The sequence below is a fragment of the Streptomyces sp. NPDC058195 genome (assembly GCF_042883525.1).
In the GTDB taxonomy this organism is placed as follows: Bacteria; Actinomycetota; Actinomycetes; order Streptomycetales; family Streptomycetaceae; genus Streptomyces.
The window spans coordinates 168,426-194,842 of the sequence record NZ_JBHVVM010000012.1; the positions used below are offsets into that span (position 1 = coordinate 168,426).

Annotated in this window: 21 protein-coding genes; 12 read left to right on the top strand and 9 right to left on the bottom strand. The window is 72.8% G+C overall.

All coding sequences use genetic code 11. From position 1 onward, the window contains the following. Window positions 1–33 precede the first annotated feature (33 nt). From ACFVWY_RS17560 to ACFVWY_RS17570, 3 genes are all read left to right on the top strand, one after another. Complete coding sequence (locus ACFVWY_RS17560; RefSeq protein WP_389872786.1) at window positions 34–879, top strand: GNAT family N-acetyltransferase; 846 nt, start codon at window positions 34–36, stop codon at window positions 877–879. A gap of 75 nt (window positions 880–954) precedes the next feature. After that, entirely contained in the window at window positions 955–1,569 is a 615-nt protein-coding gene (locus ACFVWY_RS17565) for a GNAT family N-acetyltransferase (protein WP_389872789.1), read from the top strand. A 37-nt stretch (window positions 1,570–1,606) separates the two neighbouring features. Next, window positions 1,607–3,301 (top strand): proline--tRNA ligase, encoded by a 1,695-nt coding sequence (locus ACFVWY_RS17570; protein WP_389872791.1) that lies wholly within the window; start codon window positions 1,607–1,609, stop codon window positions 3,299–3,301. Between the two features lie 69 nt (window positions 3,302–3,370). Here the strand turns inward: ACFVWY_RS17570 and ACFVWY_RS17575 are convergent, their stop codons facing one another. From ACFVWY_RS17575 to ACFVWY_RS17585, 3 genes are read right to left on the bottom strand one after another with little or no spacing between them, the layout of a single operon-like run. Further along, window positions 3,371–4,276, bottom strand: coding sequence for an aminoglycoside phosphotransferase family protein (locus ACFVWY_RS17575; RefSeq protein WP_389872794.1), 906 nt, complete (start codon window positions 4,274–4,276; stop codon window positions 3,371–3,373). 28 nt (window positions 4,277–4,304) lie between these two features. Further along, window positions 4,305–4,808 carry a ferritin-like domain-containing protein gene (locus ACFVWY_RS17580; protein ID WP_389872797.1) on the bottom strand — a complete coding sequence of 168 codons (504 nt, stop codon included), beginning with the start codon at window positions 4,806–4,808 and terminating at the stop codon, window positions 4,305–4,307. Continuing rightward, on the bottom strand, window positions 4,805–5,332 hold the full coding sequence (locus ACFVWY_RS17585) for a hypothetical protein (protein WP_389872800.1): 528 nt from the start codon (window positions 5,330–5,332) through the stop codon (window positions 4,805–4,807). Before ACFVWY_RS17585 ends, ACFVWY_RS17580 begins: the two co-directional genes overlap by 4 nt. Before the next feature lie 176 nt (window positions 5,333–5,508). On the opposite strand from ACFVWY_RS17585, the gene rimP reads away from it, so the two are divergent. From rimP to ACFVWY_RS17630, 9 genes are all read left to right on the top strand, one after another. Continuing rightward, window positions 5,509–6,006: a ribosome maturation factor RimP gene (gene rimP, locus ACFVWY_RS17590; protein ID WP_389872802.1), complete on the top strand. Its 498-nt coding sequence runs from the start codon at window positions 5,509–5,511 to the stop codon at window positions 6,004–6,006. 2 nt (window positions 6,007–6,008) lie between these two features. Beyond that, a complete protein-coding gene (nusA, locus tag ACFVWY_RS17595) occupies window positions 6,009–7,049 on the top strand; it encodes a transcription termination factor NusA (protein WP_389872805.1) in 1,041 nt (346 codons plus the stop codon). A gap of 111 nt (window positions 7,050–7,160) precedes the next feature. Continuing rightward, window positions 7,161–7,439: a YlxR family protein gene (locus ACFVWY_RS17600; RefSeq protein ID WP_389872807.1), complete on the top strand. Its 279-nt coding sequence runs from the start codon at window positions 7,161–7,163 to the stop codon at window positions 7,437–7,439. Window positions 7,440–7,586: 147 nt separating this feature from the next. Next, window positions 7,587–10,652, top strand: coding sequence for a translation initiation factor IF-2 (infB, locus tag ACFVWY_RS17605; protein ID WP_389872809.1), 3,066 nt, complete (start codon window positions 7,587–7,589; stop codon window positions 10,650–10,652). 168 nt (window positions 10,653–10,820) lie between these two features. Next, window positions 10,821–11,117, top strand: a complete 297-nt coding sequence (locus ACFVWY_RS17610; RefSeq protein WP_389872811.1) for a DUF503 domain-containing protein — start codon at window positions 10,821–10,823, stop codon at window positions 11,115–11,117. 25 nt (window positions 11,118–11,142) lie between these two features. Then, a complete protein-coding gene (gene rbfA, locus ACFVWY_RS17615) occupies window positions 11,143–11,595 on the top strand; it encodes a 30S ribosome-binding factor RbfA (protein WP_366295923.1) in 453 nt (150 codons plus the stop codon). Then, the gene (gene truB / locus ACFVWY_RS17620) at window positions 11,592–12,488 is read left to right on the top strand and encodes a tRNA pseudouridine(55) synthase TruB (protein ID WP_389872814.1); all 897 of its coding nucleotides are present in this window, start codon (window positions 11,592–11,594) and stop codon (window positions 12,486–12,488) included. The genes rbfA and truB overlap by 4 nt, the downstream gene beginning before the upstream one ends. A gap of 197 nt (window positions 12,489–12,685) precedes the next feature. Further along, window positions 12,686–16,438 (top strand): trypsin-like peptidase domain-containing protein, encoded by a 3,753-nt coding sequence (locus ACFVWY_RS17625; protein ID WP_389872816.1) that lies wholly within the window; start codon window positions 12,686–12,688, stop codon window positions 16,436–16,438. A gap of 43 nt (window positions 16,439–16,481) precedes the next feature. Beyond that, complete coding sequence (locus tag ACFVWY_RS17630) at window positions 16,482–17,435, top strand: bifunctional riboflavin kinase/FAD synthetase (RefSeq protein ID WP_389872818.1); 954 nt, start codon at window positions 16,482–16,484, stop codon at window positions 17,433–17,435. Window positions 17,436–17,502: 67 nt separating this feature from the next. Here the strand turns inward: ACFVWY_RS17630 and ACFVWY_RS17635 are convergent, their stop codons facing one another. From ACFVWY_RS17635 to ACFVWY_RS17660, 6 genes are all read right to left on the bottom strand, one after another. Continuing rightward, entirely contained in the window at window positions 17,503–18,498 is a 996-nt protein-coding gene (locus ACFVWY_RS17635) for an oligopeptide/dipeptide ABC transporter ATP-binding protein (protein ID WP_389872821.1), read from the bottom strand. Beyond that, the gene (locus tag ACFVWY_RS17640) at window positions 18,495–19,523 is read right to left on the bottom strand and encodes an ABC transporter ATP-binding protein (RefSeq protein WP_389872824.1); all 1,029 of its coding nucleotides are present in this window, start codon (window positions 19,521–19,523) and stop codon (window positions 18,495–18,497) included. Before ACFVWY_RS17640 ends, ACFVWY_RS17635 begins: the two co-directional genes overlap by 4 nt. Then, window positions 19,520–20,467, bottom strand: a complete 948-nt coding sequence (locus tag ACFVWY_RS17645) for an ABC transporter permease (protein WP_389872827.1) — start codon at window positions 20,465–20,467, stop codon at window positions 19,520–19,522. Before ACFVWY_RS17645 ends, ACFVWY_RS17640 begins: the two co-directional genes overlap by 4 nt. Beyond that, on the bottom strand, window positions 20,464–21,549 hold the full coding sequence (locus tag ACFVWY_RS17650; protein WP_389872829.1) for an ABC transporter permease: 1,086 nt from the start codon (window positions 21,547–21,549) through the stop codon (window positions 20,464–20,466). The genes ACFVWY_RS17645 and ACFVWY_RS17650 overlap by 4 nt, the downstream gene beginning before the upstream one ends. A gap of 90 nt (window positions 21,550–21,639) precedes the next feature. Next, on the bottom strand, window positions 21,640–23,511 hold the full coding sequence (locus tag ACFVWY_RS17655) for an ABC transporter substrate-binding protein (RefSeq protein ID WP_389872832.1): 1,872 nt from the start codon (window positions 23,509–23,511) through the stop codon (window positions 21,640–21,642). Window positions 23,512–23,709: 198 nt separating this feature from the next. Then, window positions 23,710–26,325 (bottom strand): SCO5717 family growth-regulating ATPase, encoded by a 2,616-nt coding sequence (locus ACFVWY_RS17660; RefSeq protein ID WP_389872833.1) that lies wholly within the window; start codon window positions 26,323–26,325, stop codon window positions 23,710–23,712. Window positions 26,326–26,417 lie beyond the last annotated feature (92 nt).

Consider the following 26,417-nt stretch of genomic DNA (forward strand, 5'->3'; position numbering starts at 1 on the left):
GGAAATCAGCAGACCGTATGGTGAGGCCCCCTCGTGTTGACGCAGACCACCACCCGGGTCCTCGACCCCGGCGACCTCGGTGCCGCTCTCGCCGTCCTGGAGAGCGAGCCCGTCGCCAACGCCTTCGTCGCGTCCCGCGTCCAGGTCGCCGGACTCGACCCCTGGCGGCTGGGCGGCGAGATGTGGGGCTGGTACGCCGACGGGCGGCTCCGCTCGCTCTGCTACTCCGGAGCCAACCTCGTCCCGATCTGCGCCACCCCCGAAGCCGTCCGCGCCTTCGCCGACCGGGCCCGCCGGACGGGCCGCCGCTGCTCCTCCATCGTCGGCCCCGCCGAGCCCACCGCCCAGCTCTGGCGACTGCTCGAACCCGGCTGGGGCCCCGCCCGCGAGGTCCGCGCGAACCAGCCGCTGATGGTCACCGAGAGCCCGTCGGCCGACATCACCCCCGACCCGGGGGTCCGCCGCATCCGCAAGGACGAGATGGACCTGCTGATGCCCGCCTGCGTGGCGATGTTCACCGAGGAGGTCGGCATCTCCCCGCTCGCGGGCGACGGCGGACTCCTCTACCAGGCACGCGTCGCCGAACTCATCGGCGCGGGCCGCTCCTTCGCCCGGATCGAGGACGGCAAGGTCGTCTTCAAGGCGGAGATCGGCGCCGCCACCCCGCAGGCCTGCCAGATCCAGGGTGTCTGGGTCGCCCCCGAACACCGCGGCCACGGGCTCTCCGAGACCGGCATGGCAGCGGTCCTGCGCTACGCCCTGGCCGACATCGCCCCCGTCGTCAGCCTCTACGTGAACGACTACAACACCCCCGCGCGCAGGGCCTACACCCGGGTCGGCTTCCGGGAGACCGGCGCGTTCATGAGCGTGCTGTTCTGACCTCTGGCGCCGCCCCCGGCGGCCCGGACCCCCGCCCCGTACCCCGTACCCCGCGGCGGCCAGTAGGGTCGGCACATGGCAGCAGCTTCCGAAGGCGGCCCCCGCACCCCCGGCGTCCGGATCGGGCCCGTCGATCTCGCCGTACGCGTGGACGAGGCCCTCGCCGTGCAGGCCGTCGCCTTCGGCCTCGGACCCGAGGAGGTCGAGGTGCGCCGCCACATCGTCCTCAGACACCTCGACCACCCCGAGGCCCGCGCCCTCGGCGCCACCACCGCGGACGAACGGCTCGTCGGCTTCGTCTACGGCATGCCCAACGAGCGCGGCCAGTGGTGGTCCACCGTCGTCGAGCCCTACCTCCGCGACACCGGCCGCGCCCACTGGCTCGACAACGCCTTCGTCGTCACCGAACTCCACGTCCTGCCGGACTTCCAGAACCTCGGCATCGGACGCGCGCTGATCACCACCCTCACCGACGCCGTCGGCCACCCCCGGTCCATCCTCTCCGCCATCGACACCGAGAGCCCGGCGCGCGGCCTGTACCGCAGTCTCGGCTACCAGGACCTGGCCCGGCAGGTGCTCTTCCCCAGCGCCCCGCAGCCGTACGCGGTCATGGGAGCCCCGCTCCCGCTGCGCCGCCGTTCCCGCGGTCCGGGTGATATGGATTTCCGCCCACCCGCACCGCCCGGCTAACCTCCTGCACATCACCCTTTCCGAGCAGGAGTTCACCATGGCCCAGGTCCAGCGCATGTCCCGATTGATGATCAAGACACTGCGCGACGACCCGGCCGACGCCGAGACGCTCAACCACAAGCTGCTCGTCCGGGCCGGATACGTACGTCGCACCGCGGCCGGAATCTGGACCTGGCTGCCGCTCGGCAAGAAGGTCCTGGAGAACGTCATCCGCGTCGTCCGCGAGGAGATGGACGCCATCGGCGGCCAGGAGGTGCTGCTCCCGGCCCTGCTGCCCAAGGAGCCGTACGAGGCGAGCGGCCGCTACGAGGAGTACGGAGACCTGCTCTTCCGGCTCCAGGACCGCAAGGGCTCCGACTACCTCCTCGGCCCCACCCACGAAGAGATCTTCACCCAGGTCGTCAAGGACATGTGCTCGTCCTACAAGGACCTGCCCGTGATCCTCTACCAGATCCAGACCAAGTACCGCGACGAGGCCCGCCCCCGCGCCGGTGTGCTGCGCGGCCGCGAGTTCCAGATGAAGGACTCGTACTCCTTCGACACCACCGACGAGGGCCTGGCCGAGGCGTACCAGCTGCACCGCGCCGCCTACATCCGGATCTTCGAGCGGCTCGGCCTCGACCACCGCATCGTCTCCGCGGTCTCCGGCGCCATGGGCGGCTCGGCCTCCGAGGAGTTCCTCGCGCCCGCTCCGGCCGGTGAGGACACCTTCGTCGACTGCCCCGCCTGCGACTACGCCGCCAACACCGAGGCCGTGACCTTCAACGCCGCCCCGGCCGACGGCGCGGCGCACGGCCCCGTCGAGGAGCTGGACACCCCCGGCACCCCGACCATCGAGACGCTCGCCGGCCACCTCGGCGTCCCGGCCTCCGCCACCCTGAAGAACCTGCTGGTCAAGGTGGACGGCGAGATCGTGGCCGTGGGTGTCCCGGGCGACCGCGAGGTCGACCTCGGCAAGCTCGGCGAGCACCTGGCGCCCGCCGTGGTCGAGCTCGTCACCGCCGAGGACTTCGTGGGCCGCCCCGACCTGGTCCGCGGCTACGTCGGCCCGCAGGGCCTGGAGAAGGTCCGGTACATCGCCGACCCGCGCATCGCCCCCGGCACCGCCTGGATCACGGGTGCCAACCAGGAGGGCAAGCACGCGAAGAACGTCGTCGCGGGCCGTGACTTCGAGGTCTCCGACTACTTCGACGTCGTCGTCGTCGAGGCCGGCGACCCCTGCCCGAAGTGCGGCGCCGGCCTCCAGGTGGACCGCGCCATCGAGATCGGTCACATCTTCCAGCTCGGCCGCAAGTACGCCGACATCTTCTCGCTCGACGTCCTCGGCCAGCAGGGCAAGCCGGTCCGCGTCACGATGGGCTCGTACGGCATCGGCGTCTCCCGCGCGGTGGCCGCCCTCGCCGAGCAGACCGCCGACGACAAGGGCCTGTGCTGGCCCCGTGAGGTGGCCCCGGCCGACGTGCACGTCGTCGCGGCGGGCAAGGCGCTCCAGACGGAGCTGGCGCTCGACGTTTCCGAGAAGCTGAACGCGGTGGGCCTGCGGGTCCTGGTCGACGACCGTGCGGGCGTCTCGCCCGGCGTGAAGTTCACCGACGCGGAGCTGATCGGCGTCCCGAAGATCCTGGTCGCCGGCCGCCGCTCGGCCGAGGGCGTCGTGGAGCTGAAGGACCGCCGCACCGGTGAGCGCGAGGAGCTCACGGTCGACGAGGCGATCGCCCGCCTCACCGCCTGAGTCCGCGCAACGCCGCAGGCCCCCGCGCGTGGTGCGCGGGGGCCTGCGGCGTATCCGTACGAAGGCCCCTCAGAGCCAGCTCGCGAACTCCAGCGTCAGCTCGCCCTCCTGCTGACGGCCCGCCGCCAGCGCACGGGCGCCCGACTCCACCGCGCGGAACAGCGTCCAGCCGTGCAGCCGCTCCCGGTCCACCTCCAGCGAGTCGGCGAGCTTCCCGATCCGCCGCCGGGCCGTCACCGCGCCGTTCGGCGAGGCGATCAGATCCTCCACGCGGTCGCGCACCAGCCGGGCCAGATCGTAGGCGCGCTCACCGACCACCGGCTCGGGACCGACCGTCAGCCACGGCGCCCGCTCACCGGCGAGCACCTTGCTCTGCCGGAAGTTCCCGTGCAGGAGCAGCAGCTCGCGGGAGCCGGTGACCAGCTCTTCGCGGGCCGCGAGCGCCGCGGACACCAGCGGCGCCAGCTCCGGCCGGGCCGCCGCGAAGGCCCGCATCGGCCCGATCCGGCGCCCGGTCCGCCCGGCGACCGTCTCGAAGCCGTGCCCGGCGGGCGGCTCGACCCACAGCCTGCGCACCGTTCCGGCCGCCTCCAGCAGCGCCTTCGCCTCGGGCAGGGAGCGCAGTGACACCTCGGGGTGCAGCCGCTCCAGGAGCAGCGCGCCGGGAGCGGCGGCCAGGAGCCGTACGGAGCCCCAGCCGTTCCAGTGGTCCAGCGCCGCCCGTTCCTGCTCGGGGGCGGCTCCGGGCGGCGCGATCTTCAGCGCGGCCGGGGTTCCGTCGGCACACGTCACCAGCAGGACCAGGCTGCTGCGGCCGCCCGGGGCGGCGACCCGGTCGACGGCCGGTCCGCGCCCGGTGGCGGTCAGCGCCTCCTCGGCCAGTGCGGGAAGCCGGTCCAGCCAGTCGGCGGCGGACGCGTCCTCGTGCGACTCGCCCAGCGCCCGCACCAGACGCTGCGGCGGTTCAAAACCCATACGTGCTGTGTTCCCTTTCAGAGCGTGCTCAGTGCGCCGGACCGGGCCCGTTCGTCATATCGGCCCCGTGGGGCGCGGCGGACGCGGCGGTTCCGGTGTGTGCGCCGGTGCCGTCCCGCTCGGCGAGCCCGGGAAAGGGTACGCCGCTGCCCCGCCAGCGGACCGCGCGCACCGCGGCCTCCCGCAGCGCGTCGGCCGCCTCCCGCCGCAGCGGTCCCTCGGCGGCCCGGACGAGGTCGGAGTACACCCCGGCGACCCGGTCCTCCAGCACGGCCGCCAGCCGCACCGCCGCGGCCGGGTCCTGCACCGCGAACGGCAGAGCGTACGCGGCCTGCGCCGCCACCGGCTCACCGCCCAGCCCGCGCACGGTCCGCGCCAGCGCGTCGCGGCGGGCCCGGTGCGCGTGGTACGCGGCCATGGCCTCGGCCCGGCGGTCCTCGGCGACCCGGCCGCCAGCCACCCCGTAGCCGTACACCGCCGCGTGCTCGGCGGCCAGGGCGGCCTGGGCGGCCTGTCGTGTCCCGGCGCTCATGACGAGACCTCCTTGGCGAGTCCGGTCAGCACGAAGGCGTGGGCCGCGTTCGCCGCGGCGACCGAGGCCAGCAGCCGGGCCAGCTCCGGCGGGGCCTCCACGAGAGCGGCCAGCCGGTCGTCCGCGGCCCGGCGCTCCGCCGCGGCGAGCTCCTTCACTGCGGTCCGGGCGCCGTCCGGGGCCGCCGGGGACGGCGCGGCCGCCGCCCGGCCCCCCGCGGGGGCCAGCGCCTCGGCGTGGGCCCGTGACGCGTCCCGCAGCGGCGCGAGCGCGGCGGCGGCCGACGGATGGGCCCCGGCCGTCTTCTCGTACCGGCCGAGCAGCTCCAGGCTGGTTCGGGCGGCGGCGCTGCGGATCCTCTTCTCGGCCCGCACCGCGGCGGCCTGCTCGGCCGCGGTCGCGCCGGACCGGCCGGAGCCCCCCTCACGTCCAGCCCCGTCACCGCAGCCGGCCAGCACCGCCCCCAGGGCGGCCGCTCCCGTCGCGGTGAGCGCACCCCTGCGCGTCGTCCCCGTGCGCCGCACTGTTCTCCTTCGGCCTTGTACCTGTCTTGACTGGATCTGTCCTGAAGTGATCAATGCAGGCGAGCGTACCTGCGGCGGGGGAGCGGGCGGACGGCAACACCCCTCGGGACCGGATACCCTTTGACCTGACACACGACGATCCCCACAACAGCACACGCGGCCGAGGAGTCACCCGGATGAGCACCACCCAGAGCGAGAGGCTGCGCGGGCTGCTCGAACCGCTCGTCAGCGCCGAAGGACTCGACCTCGAAGAGATCGAGGTGTCCCGGGCCGGCCGCCGCCGCGTACTGCGGATCGTCGTGGACTCCGAGCAGGGCGTCGAGCTGGACGCCTGTGCCGATCTGAGCCGCGCGATCTCCGAGAAGCTCGACGAGAGCGACGCGATGGGCGAGGACGAGTACGTCCTCGAAGTCAGTTCCCCCGGTGCCGACCGTCCGCTGACGGAGCACCGCCACTACGTACGCGCCACGGGCCGTCTGGCCAAGCTGCACCTGCGCGAGGACGGCGAGCTGGTCGCCCGCATCCTCGCCGTCGACGAGGACGGGCTCGACCTGGAGGTGCCGGGCGTCAAGGGGCGCAAGCCCACGTCCCGCCGGGTCGCCTTCGGCGAGATCGCCAAGGCGCGTGTGGAGATCGAATTCAACCGCAAGGACAAGAAGGAAGAGGAGGCGTAGCCGTGGACATCGATGTGAAGCTCTTGAAGGGCTTGGCACAGGACAAGGAGATCCCCTTCGACGTGCTCGTCGAGGCGATCGAGTCGGCCCTCCTCATCGCCTACCACCGCACCGACGGAAGCTACCGCCGCGCGCGGGTGGAGATCGACGAGCGCGGCCATGTGACGGTGTGGGCGAAGGAGGACCCGGCCGACCTGGAGGAGGGCCAGGAGCCCAAGGAGTTCGACGACACCCCGACCGGGTTCGGCCGGATCGCCGCGACCACCGCCAAGCAGGTCATCCTCCAGCGGCTGCGCGACGCGGAGGACGACAAGACCTTCGGCGAGTACGCGGGCCACGAGGGCGATGTCGTCACCGGCGTCGTCCAGCAGGGCAAGGACCCGAAGAACGTCCTGGTCGACATCGGCAAGCTGGAGGCCATCCTGCCGGTGCAGGAGCAGGTTCCGGGCGAGGAGTACACCCACGGCCTGCGGCTGCGCACCTACGTCGTGCGGGTCGCCAAGGGGGTGCGCGGTCCGTCCGTGACGCTGTCGCGAACCCACCCCAGCCTGGTGAAGAAGCTCTTCGCGCTGGAGGTCCCGGAGATCGCCGACGGTTCCGTCGAGATCTGCGCGATCGCCCGTGAGGCCGGTCACCGCACCAAGATCGCGGTCCGTTCGACCCGCTCCGGGCTGAACGCCAAGGGCGCCTGCATCGGCCCGATGGGCGGCCGGGTGCGCAACGTCATGGCCGAGCTGCACGGTGAGAAGATCGACATCGTGGACTGGTCGGACGACCCGGCCGAGATGGTCGCCAACGCGCTGTCACCCGCGCGGGTGAGTATGGTCGAGGTCGTTGACCTCGGTGCCCGGTCCGCCCGGGTCACCGTGCCCGACTACCAGCTGTCGCTGGCGATCGGCAAGGAGGGGCAGAACGCCCGCCTCGCCGCCCGGCTCACCGGCTGGCGGATCGACATCCGTCCGGACACCGAGACCGACGACGAGCGTGACGCGGCGGACCGGGAGCGCGCCGAGCGCGCCCGGGAGCGTTCCGAGCGCCGCTGACGCGTACCGCGCGGGGACTACATCCCGGCGTTTTGCCGCCGAGATCACGACAACATCCGTTCGATTCTTGCCCCAAAGGGGTGAGGTCGGTGCGGGGAGGTAGACTTAAACGTGTCTGGCCGGACGCACGCCCGGGCTTGCCCTGAGCGAACCTGTGTGGGATGCCGGGAGCGGGCGGCCAAGAGCGAGCTGCTGCGCATCGTTGTGGACGGGGACACCTGTGTTCCCGATCCTCGCGGTACGCTGCCCGGCCGGGGTGCCTATGTACACCCCGTCTCCATCTGTCTGGACCTGGCGGTTCGCCGCCGGGCCTTCCCCCGGGCCTTCAAGGCCAAGGGGCCGTTCGACCCCGCAGCGGTTCAGCGGTTCGTCGAGCGGGAGACACCGTAAGAAACGAACGGCACGGAATCCCGTGCGGTCAGGTACCTCGCGAGTTGGAAGTAGGTCGAGATTGCGATGAGCACTCGATGAGTACGCGATGAGTACGCCCATGAAGTAGCGACGGTCCGGCGGTAACCCGGACCTAAAAGGAGCGAAGTGGCTAAGGTCCGGGTATACGAGCTCGCCAAGGAGTTCGGTGTAGAGAGCAAGGTCGTCATGGCCAAGCTCCAGGAACTCGGTGAATTCGTCCGTTCGGCGTCCTCGACGATCGAGGCGCCGGTTGTACGCAAGTTGACTGACGCACTGCAGGGGCCCGGCAACGCCGGCAAGTCCGCTGCGAAGCCCGGCGCGCCCCGCAAGGCGACGCCTGCCAAGCCCGCGGCGCCGTCTCCGGCCGCCGCGGCACGTCCCGCTGCCCCGAAGCCCGGCGCCCCGGCCCCCAAGCCGGCCCCCGCCGCCCCGGCGAGCAGCACCCCCGCGGCGTCCGCGGGCCCGCGACCGGGTCCGCGTCCCGCACCCAAGCCCGCCCCGGTGACCCCGGTGCCCGCCGCCGAGTTCTCGGCGCCGGCCCCGGCCCCGCAGCAGGCTGCGCGCCCCTCGGGCGCCACGCCCGGTCCGCGTCCCGCCCGTCCGGCCCCGGCCGGCGGTCAGCGTGACGGCGGTCAGCGTGAGGGCGGTCAGCGCGGCGGAGACCAGCGCGGCGGCGACCGTCCGGCGCGTCCTGGTGGTCAGGGCGCCCCGCGCCCCGGCGCCCGTCCGGCGGGCCCCCGTCCGGGCAACAACCCCTTCACGTCCGGCGGCTCGACGGGCATGGCCCGTCCGCAGGCCCCCCGTCCCGGTGGCGCCCCGCGTCCCGGCGGTGGCCAGGACCGTCCGGCCCCGCGTCCGCAGGGCGGCCCCGGTGGCGCCCCGCGTCCCCAGGGCCAGGGCGGCGCCCGTCCGACCCCGGGCGGCATGCCGCGTCCGCAGGCGCCCCGTCCGGGTGCCCCCAGCGGTAACCGCCCGAACCCGGGCATGATGCCGCAGCGTCCCGCGGCCGGTCCCCGTCCCGGTGGCGGCCCTGGTGGCCGTGGTCCCGGTGGTGGCGGCGGCGGTCGTCCCGGTGGCGGTGGCGGCGGCGGTCGTCCCGGCTTCGCGGGCCGTCCGGCCGGTCCCGGCGGCGGTGGCGGCGGCTTCGCCGGCCGTCCCGGTGGCGGTGGCGGCGGTGGCGGCGCGGGCCGTCCCGGCGGTGGCGGCGGCTTCGGCGGCCGTCCCGGCTTCGGTGGCCGTCCCGGCGGCCCCGGTGGCCGTGGTGGCACACAGGGTGCGTTCGGCCGTCCCGGCGGTCCGGCGCGTCGTGGCCGTAAGTCGAAGCGGCAGAGGCGCCAGGAGTACGAGGCCATGCAGGCCCCGTCGGTGGGCGGCGTCATGCTGCCCCGCGGCAACGGGCAGTCCGTCCGTCTGTCGCGCGGTGCCTCCCTCACCGACTTCGCGGAGAAGATCAACGCCAACCCGGCGTCGCTCGTCGCCGTGATGATGAACCTCGGCGAGATGGTCACCGCCACGCAGTCCGTCTCCGACGACACGCTCAAGCTGCTCGCCGACGAGATGAACTACGTCCTGGAGATCGTCAGCCCGGAGGAGGAGGACCGCGAGCTGCTCGAGTCCTTCGACATCGAGTTCGGCGAGGACGAGGGCGGCGAAGAGGCCCTGGTCTCCCGTCCGCCGGTCGTGACCGTCATGGGTCACGTCGACCACGGTAAGACCCGACTGCTGGACGCGATCCGCAAGACGAACGTCGTCGCGGGCGAGGCCGGCGGCATCACGCAGCACATCGGTGCGTACCAGGTCTCCTCCGAGGTCAACGGCGAGGACCGCCGCATCACCTTCATCGACACCCCGGGTCACGAGGCGTTCACCGCCATGCGAGCCCGTGGTGCGAAGTCCACCGACATCGCGATCCTCGTGGTGGCGGCGAACGACGGTGTGATGCCCCAGACGATCGAGGCGCTGAACCACGCCAAGGCGGCCGAGGTGCCGATCGTGGTCGCGGTCAACAAGATCGACGTCGAGGGTGCCGACCCGACCAAGGTGCGCGGTCAGCTCACCGAGTTCGGTCTGGTGGCCGAGGAGTACGGCGGCGACACGATGTTCGTCGACATCTCCGCCAAGCAGGGGCTGAACATCGAGCAGCTGCTGGAGGCCGTGGTCCTGACCGCGGACGCCTCGCTCGACCTGCGGGCCAACCCGGAGCAGGACGCGCAGGGTATTGCGATCGAGTCCCACCTCGACCGCGGCCGCGGTGCCGTCTCGACCGTCCTGGTCCAGCGAGGCACGCTGCGCATCGGTGACACGATGGTGGTCGGCGACGCGTACGGCCGTGTCCGGGCGATGCTCGACGACAACGGCAACAACGTCGAGGAAGCGGGTCCGTCGACCCCCGTCCTCGTGCTCGGTCTCACCAACGTCCCGGGTGCCGGCGACAACTTCCTGGTGGTCGACGAGGACCGTACGGCCCGTCAGATCGCCGAGAAGCGTGCCGCCCGCGAGCGCAACGCCAACTTCGCCCGCAAGGGCGTCCGGTTCTCCCTGGAGAACCTGGACGAGGCGCTCAAGGCCGGTCTGGTCCAGGAGCTCAACCTCATCATCAAGGGCGACGCGTCCGGTTCGGTGGAGGCTCTCGAGTCCTCGCTGCTCCAGCTCGACGTCGGCGAAGAGGTCGACATCCGGGTCCTGCACCGCGGCGTGGGTGCGGTCACCGAGTCGGACATCGACCTGGCGACCGGCTCCGACGCCATCGTCATCGGCTTCAACGTCCGCGCTGCCGGGCGTGCCCAGCAGATGGCGGAGCGCGAGGGCGTCGACGTCCGGTACTACTCGGTGATCTACCAGGCCATCGAGGAGATCGAGGCGGCCCTCAAGGGCATGCTCAAGCCGGAGTACGAAGAGGTCGAGCTCGGCACGGCGGAGATCCGCGAGATCTTCCGCTCGTCCAAGCTGGGCAACATCGCCGGTGTGCTGGTCCGCTCCGGCGAGGTCAAGCGCAACACCAAGGCGCGGCTGCTGCGCGATGGCAAGGTCATCGCGGAGAACCTCACCATCTCCGGTCTGCGTCGCTTCAAGGACGACGTCACCGAGATCCGCGAAGGCTTCGAGGGCGGTATCAACCTCGGAAACTTCAACGACATCAAGATCGACGATGTCATCGCGACCTACGAGATGCGCGAGAAGCCGCGAGGCTGATCCACGGGGGAATCCCGGGGCGTGCCCCCGGGTCTCTCCTCAACAGTCGGGGCCGGTCGACGGGTCATATTTCCGTCGATCGGCCCCGGCCGTTCCGTGTACGGTTCTGGTGTCCCCGCCCAGCACGGGCGGGGCACGAACCCGAACCGGCGGGACATCCGGACACCTATGTATGTGGGGACACTGTCCTTCGATCTGCTTCTCGGCGACGTACGGTCGTTGAAGGAGAAGCGCTCCGTCGTCCGCCCGATCGTCGCCGAGCTCCAGCGGAAATTCGGGGTGAGCGCGGCGGAAGTGGGCGGTCAGGATCTCCATCGCAGGGCCGAGATCGGCCTTGCCGTGGTCTCCGGGGACACCGGACACCTCACAGATGTTCTGGACCGGTGCGAGCGGCTGGTGGCCGCGCGCCCGGAAGTGGAGCTGCTGTCCGTACGACGGCGGGTACACAGCGACGAAGACGACTGAGCAAGGCGAAGAAGGAGACGGACCAGTGGCCGACAACGCGCGGGCTAAGAGGCTGGCGGACCTCATTCAGGAGGTGGTCGCCGAGAAACTGCAGCGCGGCATCAAGGACCCGCGTCTGGGTACGCACGTGACCATCACGGACACCCGGGTCACCGGTGACCTGCGGGAGGCCACGGTCTTCTACACGGTCTACGGCGACGAGGAGGAGCGGGCGAGCGCGGCAGCCGGTCTGGAGAGCGCCAAGGGCATCCTCCGGTCGGCGGTCGGAGCGGCGGCGGGGACGAAGTTCACCCCCACCCTCGCCTTCGTCGCGGACGCCCTGCCGGACAACGCCAAGGCGATCGAGGACCTCCTGGACCGGGCGCGCGCCTCGGACGCGCGGGTGCGCGAGGCGTCCTCGGGCGCCACGTACGCGGGCGGGGCCGACCCGTACCGCAAGGCGGACGACGAGAACGACGAGGACGCCGCCTCCGAATGACATCGCAGAACACGCCGGACGGCCTTGTCATCGTCGACAAGCCGTCCGGCTTCACTTCGCACGACGTCGTCGCCAAGATGCGCGGCATCGCCCGGACCCGGAGGGTTGGTCACGCCGGCACGCTGGACCCGATGGCGACAGGCGTCCTGGTGCTCGGCGTCGAGCGGGCCACCAAACTTCTGGGCCATCTCGCACTGACCGAGAAGGAGTACCTCGGTACGATCCGGCTCGGCCAGAACACCGTCACGGACGACGCGGAGGGCGAGATCACCTCGTCCACCGACGCCTCGGCGGTGACCCGTGAGGCCATCGACGCCGGGGTGGCCGCCCTGACCGGCCCGATCATGCAGGTGCCGTCCAAGGTCAGCGCCATCAAGATCGACGGCAAGCGGTCCTACGCGCGGGTGCGCGGCGGCGAGGAGTTCGAGATCCCGGCCCGCCCGGTGACGATCTCGTCCTTCCGGGTCTACGACGTCCGCCCCGAGACCGCCGAGGACGGCACCCCCGTCGTCGACCTGATCGTCTCGGTGGTCTGCTCCTCGGGTACGTACATCCGCGCCATCGCCCGGGACCTCGGCGCCGGGCTCGGTGTCGGCGGCCATCTGACCGCCCTGCGGCGCACCCGGGTCGGGCCCTACGGTCTCGACATGGCGCGGACGCTCGACCAGCACCAGGAGGAGCTGACCGTGATGCCGGTGGCCGAGGCCGCCGCCTCGGCCTTCCCCCGCTGGGACGTGGACGAGAAGCGCGCCAGGCTGCTGCTGAACGGCGTACGGGTGGACATGCCGGCCTTCCCGCCGGGGCCGGTCGGTGTCTTCGGGCCCGATGGGCGTTTCCTGGTCCTGGTGGAGGAGCAGAAGGGCAAGGCCAAGAGCCTCGCCGTCTTCGCCTGAGGGCCGGGCGGCCCCTCAGGGATGCCGTGGGGCGGACGTGGGGAGGCCCCCGCGTCCGCCCCACGGCCTTTCCCCTGTCCACCCGAGGCCATTCATTCACCCCAACGGGTAAGCGCTCGGAGTGAATCCAGGGTGCATTCGGGGGCGCTTTTACTCCGAGTGGCCCAGTCGCTGATCATCCGGCCTAACGTCGGACCATGGGAAGCGGTGACCGGGCAACGCTGGTACGTATCTGCGATCCGGGCGGCCGACCGAGAGGCACCGGATTCGTCGCCGACGACCGCGGCACGGTACTGACCAGCCACGAAGCCGTGACCGGCCTCGTCCGGCCGGTGCTCCACGGCGCGGACGGCCGCAGCCACACCGTCGAGCCCGGCGACATCACACCGCTGCCGGGACTGGACCTCGCCCTGCTGCGCACCCCCGGCCCCGGCGAGCTGGGCGTGGAGCCCGTCCCGATCGCCCGGCGGGACACCTTCGAGGCCGGTACGTACGTGACGATCGCCGCGCACGGCCAGCGCGAGGCCCGGGTGCTCGGCACCGCCCCCGTGACGTACACCGACCGGGGCGGCTCCCACCGGATCGGCGCGGCGCTGGAGCTGGCGCTCGGCACGGACGGCCGGGATGCCCTGAGGACCGGCGGCGCGGCCGTCGGCGGACCCGTCTTCGACCCGGAGAGCGGTGCGGTCATCGCCGTGCTGGGCACCGCGCTGCGCGCCGGACACCCCGGCGCGGCCTTCGCCGTACCGCTGTGGGCGGCGGGCACCGGCGGCCCGCTCGGCGAACTGCTGCGGCGCAACGCGAGCACCGTTCCCGGATACGGCCGCGACCTGAACCTCGCGGGGGCCCTGCACCTCACCGCGACCTCGCTCGGCTCGGCGAACGGGCCGGGCGGCGGGCCCGATCCCGTCGAACGCCCGGACGTCGTCGCGGAGCTCAACGCCTTCGCGGCCCCGGACCGAGGGGCCGCGGCGGTGGTCCTCGGCCTGGTCGGAGCCCCCGGCACGGGCCGCACCACGGAGCTGGCCGCGCTCACCGCGCGGCGGGCGCGGGGCCCGGTGCCCGCCCCCACGCTCTGGCTGCGCGGCGCCGACCTGCTGGCCGACGACACCTCGGTCGCCGATGCCATCGCCCGTGCGCTGCGCCGGGCCGGGCGGATCGTCACCGCCGCCGGAGCCCGGGGCGGCATGGCGAGCGCCACCCCCGAGCGGGTGGCCCAGCTGGCCGAGGAGTCCGGGAGCCCGTTGTTCGTCCTGCTGGACGGCCCCGAGGAGATGCCGCCCGCCCTGGCCCTCGAACCGGCCCGCTGGATCAGCGCCACGGTCGCCTGGCTGCGCGAGCACGGGGCACGGCTGGTGATCGGCTGCGGGCCCGAGCACTGGGAGACGGCCGGTGCGCTCTGTCCGCCCGGCTCGCTGCACCACCCCGCCCGCCCGGCGAAACGGCTGCCCGCCGCGGTCCCGCTGGGCCAGCTCACCGCGGTCCAGGCAGAGCAGGCCAAGCAGCGGTACGGCATCCCGCCCGACGCGCTCGCCCCCGGCCACGACCGGCACCCGCTCACCCTGCGCCTGCTCGCCGAGGTGCGCGCCGCGCTGCCGGGCGACGTCGCCGGGCAGCCCGGCACCGAGGAGGTCTTCGCCGCCCATCTGGACCTGATGTGCCTGAGGGTCGCCGTCCGGATCACGGCGGCGGCCGGCCCGGCGCCGGGCGGCGACGCGGTCCGCAGGCTGGCCGCCCGGGTGGCGGGGCAGGTCCACGAGGCGGCGCGGCGCTGTCTGGGCCCCGGGCAGGGCGAGCTCGGCCGGGAGGTGTTCGAGGCCGTCTTCCCCTGGCGTACGGGCTGGGCGTCGGCCGTCCTCACCGAGGGCCTGATCGTCCCGGCGGGCACCGGCTACCGCTTCGCCCACGAAGAGCTGGGCGACTGGGTGCAGGGCGCCCATCTGGACGTGGACGCCGCGCTGTACGCCCTGGTCCACCGCTGGCACGCACCAGCCGGGCCGGGCGAGGAGCCGGACGCCGCCGTCACCGCGACCGCCGGGGTCCGGGTGCCACGGCCCAGGAGGCCGGACGCGGCGGGCCCGCGGGAGAAGGCGGAGCCGGGGCGGAAGCGGAAGCGGGCGCCGGAAGCGGAGACGGAAGCGGCGACGGGCGTGCCGCGCACCCTGCCCGTGCCGCGCCATCGCATCGGCCCGGTGATCCAGGCCATGCTGCTCCTGGGCCGCCGCCAGGGGCCCGCCACGCTCTCCCACCAACTGGCCGACCTGATCGGCGCGCTGGACCGTCTGTCGGCCCGGGAGGCGCCCGAGACGGACTGCGGACCGGCCCCAGCTCCGGATTCCGACGCGGATTCCGATGCGGATGCCGACTCGGCGGGAGGTACCGGCCCGGAGCACGATGCCCGCTGGTGGGCGGTCCGGCTGCTCGCCCAGACCCTGCTCCGGGTGCCCGACGCCCGCCCGTACCTCGGGGTGCTGCGGCTGCTGGCCGGCCGGGTGGTGCGCCGGGCGGTCACCGGCGGGCCCGGCGGGCCGGGGACGTACGCCGTGTTCGGGCCCTGGTTCTGGCGGCGGCTCAGTCTCTCCGAGAAGGACCGGCTCGACCTCTTCCGCCGCCTGGTGCCCGCCGACGGCCCGGCGGGCCGGAGCGGCGAGGGCGAGGACGGCGAGCGGTTCCTGGACGCCGTCGCGCGGCGGCTCGCCGAGCGCCCCCGGGAGGTCCAGCCGCTGCTCTGCGGCTGGTTCACCGACGAGCGCCCGCTGCCCGGCGGGGCCGGGGACGCGCCGGGCCCGACCGTGGCCACCGCCGCCCAGGCGCTGCTCCACGCCCGCCGCGATCTGGCCGTCGACGACCTGGCCGACGTGCTCGTCTCGACTCCCCACCCCAGGGCCGGGGAGCTGCTCGCCACGCTCGCCGAGGACGAGCCCGCCGCGCTGTGCCGGGCCGTGCACCGCTGGGCCCACGACGAGGAGCGCAGCGCCCGCCGTACCGCAGCCGCCTCCTACGCCCTGCTCACCCGGGCCCGTGCCCCCCTCGGCGCCGACCGCGAGCTGCTGCGGGGCACGGCCCTCGCCCTGCTGGCCCGCCCCGCCGACGCAGGCCAGCACGGAGCGGCGCTCGCCCTGCTCGTCCAGGACCCGGACACCCGCGACCGCTATCTCCCGCAGGCGCTGCGGGCCTTCGTCTCGGGGGACGCCGGGCCCGGCGCCGAGGCGCTCGCCGCCGCGATGCCCTCCCACCCGGAGCAGGTGCTCGCCGCCCTCCGGGAGCGGCTGACCCGGCCGGACGACGGGGCGGGCGAGGTGCTGCGGGCCCTGGCCGAGGCCGATGTCCCCGCCCTCGCCCTGCACGCCGCGGGGCTCGTACGTGCCTACGCCGACAGCCACCCCGGCGACGCCGTGCACGTCGCCGGATACGTGGACCGCAGGCTGGAGCACGGCCCCGCCGCCCGCGCCCTGCTGCTGCCGCTGGTGACCGGGCTGCTGCGGGAGCGTCCGGTGCCGCCACCGGCGCGGGCGGCGCTCGCCGGGGTGCTCGCCACACCCGGCAGCGCCGCTTCCGGGGCGCTGCGGGAACAGCTGCTGGAGGTCCTGCTGGACTTCGAGCAGGACGCCCACCGCGATCCGGTCGTGCTCGACGCGCTGCTGCGGGCCGCCGCGACCGGCTCCGGCACGCGCGCCCCGGCCCGCACCCGCGCCCTGGTCCACCGCACCGGCACGCTGCTGTCCCGTACCCCCGAAGGCGCGGCCCGCTTCGAGGCCCGGCTGGTCGGGCTGGCCCGTACCGTGCCCGGATTCGCCGCGCTGATCACCGGCTGGCTGGCCGACGCGCCACGGCAGTGGGAGCCCCTGATCAGGGCGGGCGCACGGCGGGCGGTGGAGGGAGCGGACGACCCGAAGGCGATGCCGATGCAGGCCGCGCGGCGTGAGCATGGCAGTCTTAGACCTGCGTAAGAGAGACACCCACGTACACAGGTGAGGGCGAGGAGCGGTCAGAGTGCAGCGCTGGCGTGGCTTGGAGGACATCCCCGAGGACTGGGGACGCAGCGTCGTCACCATCGGCTCCTACGACGGGGTGCACCGCGGACACCAGCTGATCATCGGGCGTGCCGTGGAGCGCGCACGCGAGCTGGGGGTGCCCTCGGTCGTGGTCACCTTCGACCCGCATCCCAGCGAGGTCGTACGGCCCGGCAGCCACCCGCCGCTGCTGGCCCCGCACCACCGCCGTGCCGAGCTGATGGCGGAGCTGGGCGTGGACGCGATGCTCGTCCTGCCGTTCACCACCGAGTTCTCCCAGCTGGCGCCCGCCGACTTCATCGTGAAGGTGCTCGCCGACAAGCTGCACGCGCGGCTCGTCATCGAGGGGCCGAACTTCCGCTTCGGCCACCGTGCCGCCGGGAACGTCCAGCTGCTCACCGAGTTCGGCGCGACGTACGACTACCGCGTCGAGGTCGTCGACCTGTCGGTGAGCGGTGAGGCGGGCGGCGGCGAGCCGTTCTCCTCCACCCTGACCCGGCGCCTGGTCGCCGCGGGTGACGTCGCGGGCGCCGCCGAGATCCTGGGCCGCCCGCACCGGGTGGAGGGCGTCGTGGTGCGCGGGGCGCAGCGCGGCCGGGAGATGGGCTTCCCCACGGCCAACGTGGAGACCCTGCCGCACACCGCGATCCCCGCCGACGGCGTCTACGCGGGCTGGCTGAACGTGGACGGCGAGGCCATGCCCGCCGCGATCTCGGTCGGCACCAACCCGCAGTTCGACGCCACGGAGCGGACGGTGGAGGCGTACGCGATCGACCGCGTCGGCCTCGACCTGTACGGGCTGCACGTCTCGGTGGACTTCCTGGCCTATGTGCGCGGGATGCTGAAGTTCGACTCGATCGACGAGCTGCTGGTGGCGATGGCCGCCGATGTGAAGCGGTGCAGCGAGCTGGTCGCCGCGTACGAGCGCGGCTGACCCGGCCGGACGCGGCGGGGCCGGGACCGTCCTGGACGGTCCCGGCCCCGCCGCGCTGCCAGGAGTCCTACCCCCGCGCCGCCGGGGCGGCGGTGGCCCAGTGGCAGGCCACCTGGGTCTGCCCGCCGCCCGTGAGCACCGGCAGGTCCTTCGTGCGGCAGTCCGCCGCGACGCCCGCCCGCTCCGCCTCGCCCGAGGCCAGTACCTGACAGCGGGCGTGGAAGCGGCAGCCGGACGGCACCTTGGACGGGTCCGGCGGCTCACCGGTCAGGACCACCGGCTCCGTCCCGGATTCCGGCAGCACCGACAGCAGCGCCCGGGTGTACGGGTGCTGGGGGGCCGTGAGGATCTCCTCGACCTTGCCGGTCTCCACGATCCGTCCCAGATACATCACCGCGACCCGGTCCGCGATGTTCCACGCCAGACCGAGATCGTGCGTGACCACCAGTGCGGAGAGCCCCAGCTCGTCCCGCAGCCGCAGCAGCAGGGCCAGGATCTCACCGCGCACCGAGGCGTCCAGCGAGGCCACCGGCTCGTCGGCCACGATCAGCTCGGGCTCCAGCACCAGGGCGCCCGCGATCACCACCCGCTGGCGCTGCCCGCCGGACAGCTCGTGCGGGTAGCGCAGGAAGAACCGTTCCGGCGGCCGGAGCCCTGACCGTGACAGCGCGTCGGCGACCGCGGCCCGCTCGTCGCCCGCGTATCCGTGGATGCGCAGCCCCTCGGCGACGGCGTCGTACACCGTGTGCCGCGGGTTGAGGGAGCCGCTGGGGTCCTGGAGTACCAGCTGGACCCGCTTGCGGTACTTCTTCAGTGCCCGGCTGCCGTAGTCGAGCGGTTCACCGCCGAAGGTGACGCGGCCGGACGTCGGCGGGACCAGGCCCAGCAGCGAACGCGCCAGCGTCGTCTTGCCGCAGCCGGACTCCCCGACCAGGGCGACGATCTCGCCCGGACGGATGTCCAGGTCGACACCGTCCACGGCCCGCGCCGGGGCGGCACCGCGGCGGCCGGGGAAGGTGACCTTCAGCTCCTGCGCGCTGAGCAGGGGAGTGGTCGTGGTCATGATGTGCTCCTTGCTTCCTCGGCGCCCGGCGTGGCCGGGGCCACGACCGCCTCCGGCGCCACCAGCGCGCAGGCGACCTGCCGCCCCGTCCCCACGGCGCGCAGCTCCTGGTCCTCGCTCGCACAGGACTCCACGGCCACCGGGCAGCGCGGGTGGAAGGTGCAGCCGCCCGGCAGTGCCGAGGGGTCCGGCGGATCGCCGGGCAGCCCGCGGGGCGCGAACCGGGAGGCCAGGTCGCCGATGCGGGGGAACGCACCGGACAGCGCCTTGCCGTAGGGATGGTGCGCGTGCTCGTAGACCTCGTGGGCCGGGCCCTCCTCGACGACCCGGCCCGCGTACATCACGGCAAGCCGGTCGCAGGTGTCCGAGAGCACCGCGAGGTCATGGCTGATCATGATCAGGCCGAGGTCCTGCTCGGCGACCAGGCGTTCGATCAGCCGGAGGATCTGGGCCTGGATCATCACGTCGAGAGCCGTGGTCGGCTCGTCCGCGATGATCAGGCCCGGGTCGCAGGCGAGCGCCATCGCGATCATCACGCGCTGGCGCTGCCCGCCGGAGAGCTCGTGCGGGTAGGCGGAGGCACGGGCGGCGGGCAGCCCCACGTGCTCCAGCAGCTCGCCGACCCGCTTCCCGGCCCCGGCCGGTGTCGCCTTCTTGTGCAGCAGGATCGGTTCGGCGATCTGGTCGCCGATGCGGTGCACGGCGTTGAGCGAGTGCATCGCGCCCTGGAAGACGATCGAGGCGCCCGCCCAGCGCACCGCCCGGACCTGACCCCACTTCATGGCGAGGACGTCCTCCCCGTTCAGCAGGATCTCGCCGGAGACCTTCGTTCCGGCGGGCAGCAGCCGCAGCAGCGCGAGCGCCAGCGTCGACTTCCCGCAGCCCGACTCACCGGCGATGCCGAGCTTCTGTCCCGCGCCGACCGAGAGGTTCACCCCGCGGACGGCCTGGGCTCCTCCCGCGTACGTCACCGTGAGATCGCGGACGTCGAGGAGTGGTGCCTTCTGGATGCTCGTCGTGCTCAACGGGCCACCCCCAGCTTGGGATTGAGGACGGCCTCGACAGCGCGGCCGCACAGGGTGAACGCCAGGGCGACCAGGGCGATGGCGATGCCGGGCGGGGCCAGGTACCACCAGTCACCCGCGCTCACCGCGCCCGCGGCACGGGCGTCCTGGAGCATGCCGCCCCAGGAGGTGGTCGTCGGGTCGCTGAGGCCGAGGAACGCCAGGGTCGCCTCGGTCAGGATCGCGCTGGAGATCACCAGCGTGGTCTGGGCGAGCACCAGCGGCATCACGTTCGGCAGCACGTGCCGGATCATGACGTGCCCGTGGCCGCCGCCCAGCGCACGGGCCCGCTCGATGTACGGGCGGGACTCCACGGCGAGGGTCTGCGCCCGCACCAGCCGGGCCGTGGTCGGCCAGGTGGTGACGCCGATCGCGATGATGACCGTCCACATCGAACGGTCCATCACGGTGGCGAGCGCGATCGCGAGAACCAGGGTCGGCATCACCAGGAACCAGTCGGTGACGCGCATCAGGACCGTGGAGTACCAGCCGTGGAAGTGCCCGGCGACGATCCCGACGACCGTGCCGATGGCGACGCACAGGAACGCCGCGAGCAGCCCGACCGTCAGCGAGATCCTGGCCCCCCACACCAGCAGGGCCAGTACGCTGCGGCCGAACTGATCGGTTCCCAGGGGGAATTCACCGCTCGGCGACTCCAGCGCACCGCCCGGGGCGTTGGTCACGCTCTGCGCCCCGGAGCCCACCAGCTGCGGTGCGAACAGGGCGACCAGCGCGATCAGGACGAGTGCCGCGAGCCCCCACAGTCCGCCCCGGTGCCCGCGGTACTCCCGCCAGAAGCGGGCGGCGGACCGGCGCTTGCGGGCGCGGGCCAGGGCGCGCGCACTCTGCGCGGCCTCCGGCTCCGCGGGCGTCTTCGTGGACGTGGGCATGGATTCGGTCGTCATCGGCCCACCCGGGGATCGAGCAGCGGATAGAGCAGGTCGGCAAGGGTGTTCGCCAGGATCACCGCGGTGGCGAAGACGAAGAACAGCGCCTGCACGAGCGGGAGGTCGGGCACCCTGAGGGCTTCGTAGAACAGCCCGCCGAGCCCCGGCCAGGAGAACACGGTCTCCACCAGGATCTGCCCCGCGATCACATGCCCGAGATTCACGAACATCAGCGTGAAGGTCGGCAGCATCGCGTTCGGCACGGCGTGCTTGCGCCGTATGACGTCGTCCCGCAGGCCCTTGGCGCGCGCCGTCGTCAGATAGTCGCTGCCCATCTCGTCGAGCAGCGAGGAACGCATCACCAGCAGCGTCTGCGCGTACCCGACGGCCACCAGGGTGATCACCGGCAGGACCAGGTGGTGCGCCACGTCGAGGACGTAGGCGAACCCGGTCTCGCCGGTGCCGGAATCCAGGTTGCCGGTCGGGAAGAGACCGGGGATCGGGCCGATGCCCACCGAGAAGACGATGATCAGCAGCAGGCCCAGCCAGAACGACGGTACCGAGTAGAGCGTCAGGGCGAACGCGGTGTGGAAGCGGTCGCTGCGGGAACCGTTGCGCCAGGCGGCACGGGTGCCGAGCCAGATGCCGAGCGCGGTGTACAGGACGTACGACGTGCCGGTGAGGAGCAGGGTCGCGGGCAGCGCCGCGGTGATCTTGTCGATGACCGGCATGTGGTACTGGAACGACATCCCGAAGTCACCCGTGAGCGCGTCGCCCACGTACGTGGTGAACTGCTGCCACATCGGCTGGTCGAGACCGAACTGGTGGCGCAGCGACTGGAGTTGTTCCGCGGAGACGGGGCGTCCGCCCGTCATCTGCTTCACCGGGTCGCTGGGGATGAGCCGGAAGAGGAAGAAGCTGGTGACCAGGACCGCGAAGAGGGAGACCGCCGCCCCCACGATCTTGGTGGCCACGTATCGGAGGTAGGCCTTGGTGTTGCGCGCCCGTGGACCGCGTGTGGCCGACGGACCGGACTGAGCCGGACCCTCGGTCTCCGCATCCGCGTTCTGCACGAGCGCCGGAGTGCTGTCAGCTGTCATGGGGAACTCTCGTTACTCGTGCCGCACGTGCAGGGGCCGGCCGGTGAGGTGCATGTTCCCCGGCCGGCCCCTCTTCACCCATCCGGGTGATTACTCGCGATCGTCCGCGGTGGTGCTGCGGCGCCGGGCGATGAACAGGCCACCTCCGGCGAGCACCACGACCACCACGATGATGCCGATGACCACACCGGTCGAGCCCGACCCGCCGGAGCCGTCCGAACTGTCGCCGGACGCGGGAACCGCGGACCACCAGCTCCAGTAGCCGTCCTGGCCGTAGATGTTCCCGGCCGCCTCGGGCATGGTCGTGATCGACTTGATCTGGTCGGTGCGGTACGCCTCGACCGCGTTCGGGTACGCGATGATGTTCATGTACCCGGAGTCGTACATCCACGACTGCATCTGGTTGACGATCGCGGCGCGCTTGGCCGGGTCGTACTCGGCGAGCTGCTTCTTGTAGAGCGCGTCGTACGTCTTGTCACAGATGAAGTTGTCCGTGGCGGCGCTGTCCTTCGCCTTGACCGGCAGGGCGGCGCAGGTGTGGATGCCGAGGACGAAGTCGGGGTCGGGGTTGACCGACCAGCCGTCGAAGGCGAGGTCGTACTCACCGGCGTACCAGGGTACGGAGACGTCGTCCAGGCAGTCGACCTTCAGGCCGATGCCGAGCTTGCCCCACCACTCCTTGAGGTACTTGCTGATCGCCTTGTCGTTCGGGTCCGTGGCGTGGCAGAGGATGCGCAGGTCGAGCGGCTTGCCGTCCTTGCCGATCCGCTGCTCGCCCTTGAGCGGGTACCCCGCCTCCTCGAGCAGCTTGGCCGCCTTCGCCGGGTCGTACGCCAGGCTCTGCTCGGCCGTCGGCTTCCACTGGTACTCGGTGAAGCGCGGCGGGATGTAGCCCTGGCCCTCGACGGCGTGGCCCTGGAAGACCTTGTCGATGATGGTCTTGCGGTCGATCGACAGGAAGAGGGCCTGGCGCACCTTCTGGTCCTGGAGGGCCTTGTTGCCGTCGCCGAACTTCTTGCCGTCCTTGGTCTGCGCGCCCGGGTTGACGGCCAGCGAGAAGAAGCGGCGGCCCGGACCCTCGTTGACCTTGATGTTCTTGTCGCCCTTGAGTGAGGCGGCCTGGGCGGGCGTCAGCGCGGGGGAACCGGCGACGAAGGAGACCTCGCCCTTGCGCAGTGCGGCGACGGCGGCGTCCTGGTCCTTGTACGTCTTGAAGACCAGCTCGTCGAACTTCGGCGTGCCACGCCAGAAGTCCTTGTTGGCCTTGAGCTTCACGTACTGGTCGACCTTGTAGTCGGTCAGGATGAACGGTCCGTTGCCGACGACCGGGAACGCCGTGTCGTTGTTGAACTTGGAGAAGTCACCGACCTTCTCCCAGATGTGCTTCGGCACGATCGGCACGTCGAGCGCCGCCATCGTGGCCTGCGGTTCCTTGAGCTCGACGACCAGCTGCGTGGGGCTCAGCGCCGTGACCTTCTTGAAGTTGGCGACGAAGTTGCCGTTGGCCTGCGCGGCGGCCTCGTCGGTCATCATCTTGTTGAACGTCCAGGCCGCGTCCTCGGCGGTGACCTGCTTCCCGTCGGACCACTTGGAGTCGGAACGGATGGTGTACGTCCAGGTCAACTTGTCCGCGGACGGCTCCCACGTGGTGGCGAGGCCGGGGATCGTGTGGTTGTCCTTGGCGTCGTAGTTGGTGAGGAAGTCGTACATGAGCCGGCTGATGCTGGTGCTGAGCAGCTTCTGGGCCAGGAACGGGCTCATCGAGTCGACGCTCTGCGCGACGGCGACGGTCAGGGTCGACTTCCCGCCGTCCGCGGCCTGCGCCTGCTGAGGCGCGGCGCCGAACGGCACACCCGGGACGACGGAACCGGCGGCCAGCGCCAGCGCGGCGGCACCGGAGGCCAGGAGAACGCGCAGACGGGAGCGTGGCTGGACGGAGCGTGGTGGAACTCTTACGACCATGGTCAGGGACCTCGCGTCATGACTCGCACGGAGAAGGCGGGTTGATCTGTGGTTCGCCAGCTGGTGAAGCGAAGGTTTATCAGCGGTGGTCGAGCTGCGTCAACGGTCGTCCAAACCGCGTGTGGGCTGCGGGAATACGCACAAGGGCCCGCACCGTCCGGACGGTGCGGGCCCTCATTGGTTCAGACCTCTGATGCCTTACTGCTGAGGCGCTGACGGTGGCTGCTGCCATCCCGCGGGCGGCTGCGGAGCGGCCGGACCGGCGGCCCCCGGAGCCTGCGGCGGCGGAGGCTGCTGCTGCCAGCCGTTCTGCCCCGTTCCGGGCGCGGGCTGCGGCGGGTACGGCTGCGCGGGCTGCTGACCGCCGTACGGCTGGTGCTGGTACGGCTGGCCCTGCTGCGGGGCGTACTGCTGCTGGCCCGGCATCGGCGGGGCGAACTGGGGTGGCGGGGTGGAGCCGTTGGACGTCCACAGCCCCTGCTGCTGCTGGGCCCGCGCGAAGTCCTCGGCGACCAGGGCGGAGAGGTGGAAGTACGCCTCGCGGGTCTTGGGACGCATCATGTCGAGGTCGACCTCGGCACCCGCCGCCAGGTGTTCGTCGAACGGGACGACGACCACGCCGCGGCACCGCGTCTCGAAGTGCTGCACGATGTCGTCGACCTTGATCATCTTGCCGGTCTCGCGCACCCCCGAGATGACGGTGAGGGAGCGCTGCACCAGCTCGGCGTACCCGTGCGCGGAGAGCCAGTCCAGCGTGGTGGAGGCGCTGGACGCGCCGTCGACCGAGGGCGTCGAGATGATGATCAACTGGTCGGCGAGGTCCAGCACTCCGCGCATCGCGCTGTAGAGCAGGCCGGTGCCCGAGTCGGTGAGGATGATCGGGTACTGCTTGCCCAGTACGTCGATCGCGCGCCGGTAGTCCTCATCGTTGAAGGTCGTGGAGACCGCGGGGTCCACGTCGTTGGCGATGATCTCCAGGCCGGAGGGCGCCTGCGAGGTGAACCGGCGGATGTCCATGTACGAGTTGAGGTACGGGATCGCCTGGACCAGGTCGCGGATGGTCGCCCCGGTCTCGCGGCGCACCCGGCGGCCGAGCGTGCCCGCGTCCGGGTTGGCGTCGATGGCGAGGATCTTGTCCTGCCGCTCGGTGGCCAGCGTCGCGCCGAGGGCGGTGGTCGTGGTGGTCTTGCCCACGCCGCCCTTGAGGCTGATCACCGCGATCCGGTAGCAGGACAGCACCGGCGTACGGATCAGTTCGAGCTTGCGCTGGCGCTCGGCCTCCTCTTTCTTCCCGCCGAGCTTGAAGCGGGACGCGCCGGAGGGGTTACGGCTGCTCTTCGCCTTCTGCTTGCCCCGCACCAGCCGGTCGGAGGAGAGCTCGACGGCCGCGGTGTACCCGAGCGGGGCGCCGGGCACGGAACGCTCGCGCTGGTCGTGGGTGACCGGACTGGGCCAGGCGGCGCCGGTACGCGGGTCGAGGGGGGCACCCGGCTGCGGCTGCTGGGGCTGCGGCTGCTGGTACGGCTGCTGGTGGGGAGGCTGAGCCTGCTGGGGCTGCTGACCCGGCTGGTGCGGCTGGGGCTGCTGGGCGGCCGGGGCCTGGGCGGGCAGGTGGGGCGTGGCCGAGGCGGGAGGCTGCGGGCTCTGGGCACCCTGGGGTGCCTGCGGCGGCAGGGGGGCGCCGGGCTGGCCGGGCCACTGGGACTGATGGGGCACCTGGGGCTGCGGCTGCTGGAGCGGGAAGCCGTAACCGCCCTGCTGCGCCGGCGCCTGCGCAACGGGGGGCTGCTGCGCCGGGGGCTGCTGGACGGGTGCCTGCTGGACCGGGGGAGCGGGCTGCTGCGGGAAGCCGTAGCCACCGGGGGCCTGTCCCGCCGGGGCCGAAGCGGGCCACTGCGGGGCCGCCTGGGGCGCGGCGGGCTGGAAGGCGGGCGGCAGCGGCGGCAGCGCCCCGCCCTGCGGCGGAGCCGGGGTCCAGGCGGTCGGTGCGGCGGGCGCCGGGGAACCCGGCGGCGCGGCCGCGGGCGGTGCGTCCTGGGGGGCCGCGGCGGGGACGGCGTCGGCGGGCGCGGCGTCGCGCGGTTCGTCGTCCGCACCACCCGCCGGTTCCGTACGGCCCTCGGGTGCGGGCTCCCCGGTGGAACCGGCCGCCTCGCCCGGGAGCGGAGCACCGGCCCCGTCCCCGGCGCCGCCCGTCGCGGCCGGGCCGGCCGGGGCCGTACCCGTACCGAAGCTCTCCGCGTCACCGCTTCCCGGCGCCGGGCCGCTCGCGGTGCCGTTCCCGAAACCGCCCTCGATCTCGGCGATCTGGCGCTTCAGCGAGGCGGGCGAGAACCGCATCGTCGAACCGCTCTCCACGTCGTCGCTCCCGAACGGGTCCGACACCGCACCGGCCTCTTCGGCGCCGGGCACGGACGACGAAGGCCCGGACGGCGCGGGCACGGAGGACGCGGAGGGCGAAGGCGAGGAGGACGGGGCCGCGGACGGAAACGGCTCGGCGGCGCCCATGGCGGATCCGCCCGCCGGGGCCGCCGGGGCGTGCAGCGGCGCGGGCGGCGCCGGGGTCCAGTCGGAGTCGGACGTGGCCCCGGCCGGCGCCGCGGGCGCGGGAATCGGCGAACCGCCCGGAGGCGTGGGCGGCGCGAGGTGCGTCCCGGCACCCCCCGACGAGTCCCCCGGCGCGTTCTGCGTGTACCAGGCGGGCGGGGTGTAGTCGATGGTGAACTCACCCGTCATCTCGACGGGCTCCGCGTCGGACGACTCGTCGACGGGCTTGTTCCAGCCCCCGCGGATTTCGTCCCGATCGCCGCTCACTTTGCCTCCTGGTGTGGTCGAGCACCCTTGTGCCGTGGTGGGTGGGGGCGACCGTTTCCGTCTGCCTGAACGCCCGGCTCTCCCCCCGGGGC

Bases quoted from the DNA above. Each gene is read 5' to 3' on its own strand.
- ACFVWY_RS17575 (WP_389872794.1), bottom strand. From the start codon at position 4,276: ATGGGTTTTGAACCGCCGCAGCGTCTGGTGCGGGCGCTGGGCGAGTCG.
- ACFVWY_RS17565 (WP_389872789.1), top strand. From the start codon at position 955: ATGGCAGCAGCTTCCGAAGGCGGCCCCCGCACCCCCGGCGTCCGGATC.
- ACFVWY_RS17635 (WP_389872821.1), bottom strand. From the start codon at position 18,498: ATGACCACGACCACTCCCCTGCTCAGCGCGCAGGAGCTGAAGGTCACC.
- rimP (WP_389872802.1), top strand. From the start codon at position 5,509: ATGAGCACCACCCAGAGCGAGAGGCTGCGCGGGCTGCTCGAACCGCTC.
- ACFVWY_RS17645 (WP_389872827.1), bottom strand. From the start codon at position 20,467: ATGACGACCGAATCCATGCCCACGTCCACGAAGACGCCCGCGGAGCCG.
- ACFVWY_RS17570 (WP_389872791.1), top strand. From the start codon at position 1,607: ATGGCCCAGGTCCAGCGCATGTCCCGATTGATGATCAAGACACTGCGC.
- ACFVWY_RS17650 (WP_389872829.1), bottom strand. From the start codon at position 21,549: ATGACAGCTGACAGCACTCCGGCGCTCGTGCAGAACGCGGATGCGGAG.
- ACFVWY_RS17610 (WP_389872811.1), top strand. From the start codon at position 10,821: ATGTATGTGGGGACACTGTCCTTCGATCTGCTTCTCGGCGACGTACGG.
- truB (WP_389872814.1), top strand. From the start codon at position 11,592: ATGACATCGCAGAACACGCCGGACGGCCTTGTCATCGTCGACAAGCCG.
- ACFVWY_RS17655 (WP_389872832.1), bottom strand. From the start codon at position 23,511: ATGGTCGTAAGAGTTCCACCACGCTCCGTCCAGCCACGCTCCCGTCTG.
- ACFVWY_RS17625 (WP_389872816.1), top strand. From the start codon at position 12,686: ATGGGAAGCGGTGACCGGGCAACGCTGGTACGTATCTGCGATCCGGGC.
- ACFVWY_RS17580 (WP_389872797.1), bottom strand. From the start codon at position 4,808: ATGAGCGCCGGGACACGACAGGCCGCCCAGGCCGCCCTGGCCGCCGAG.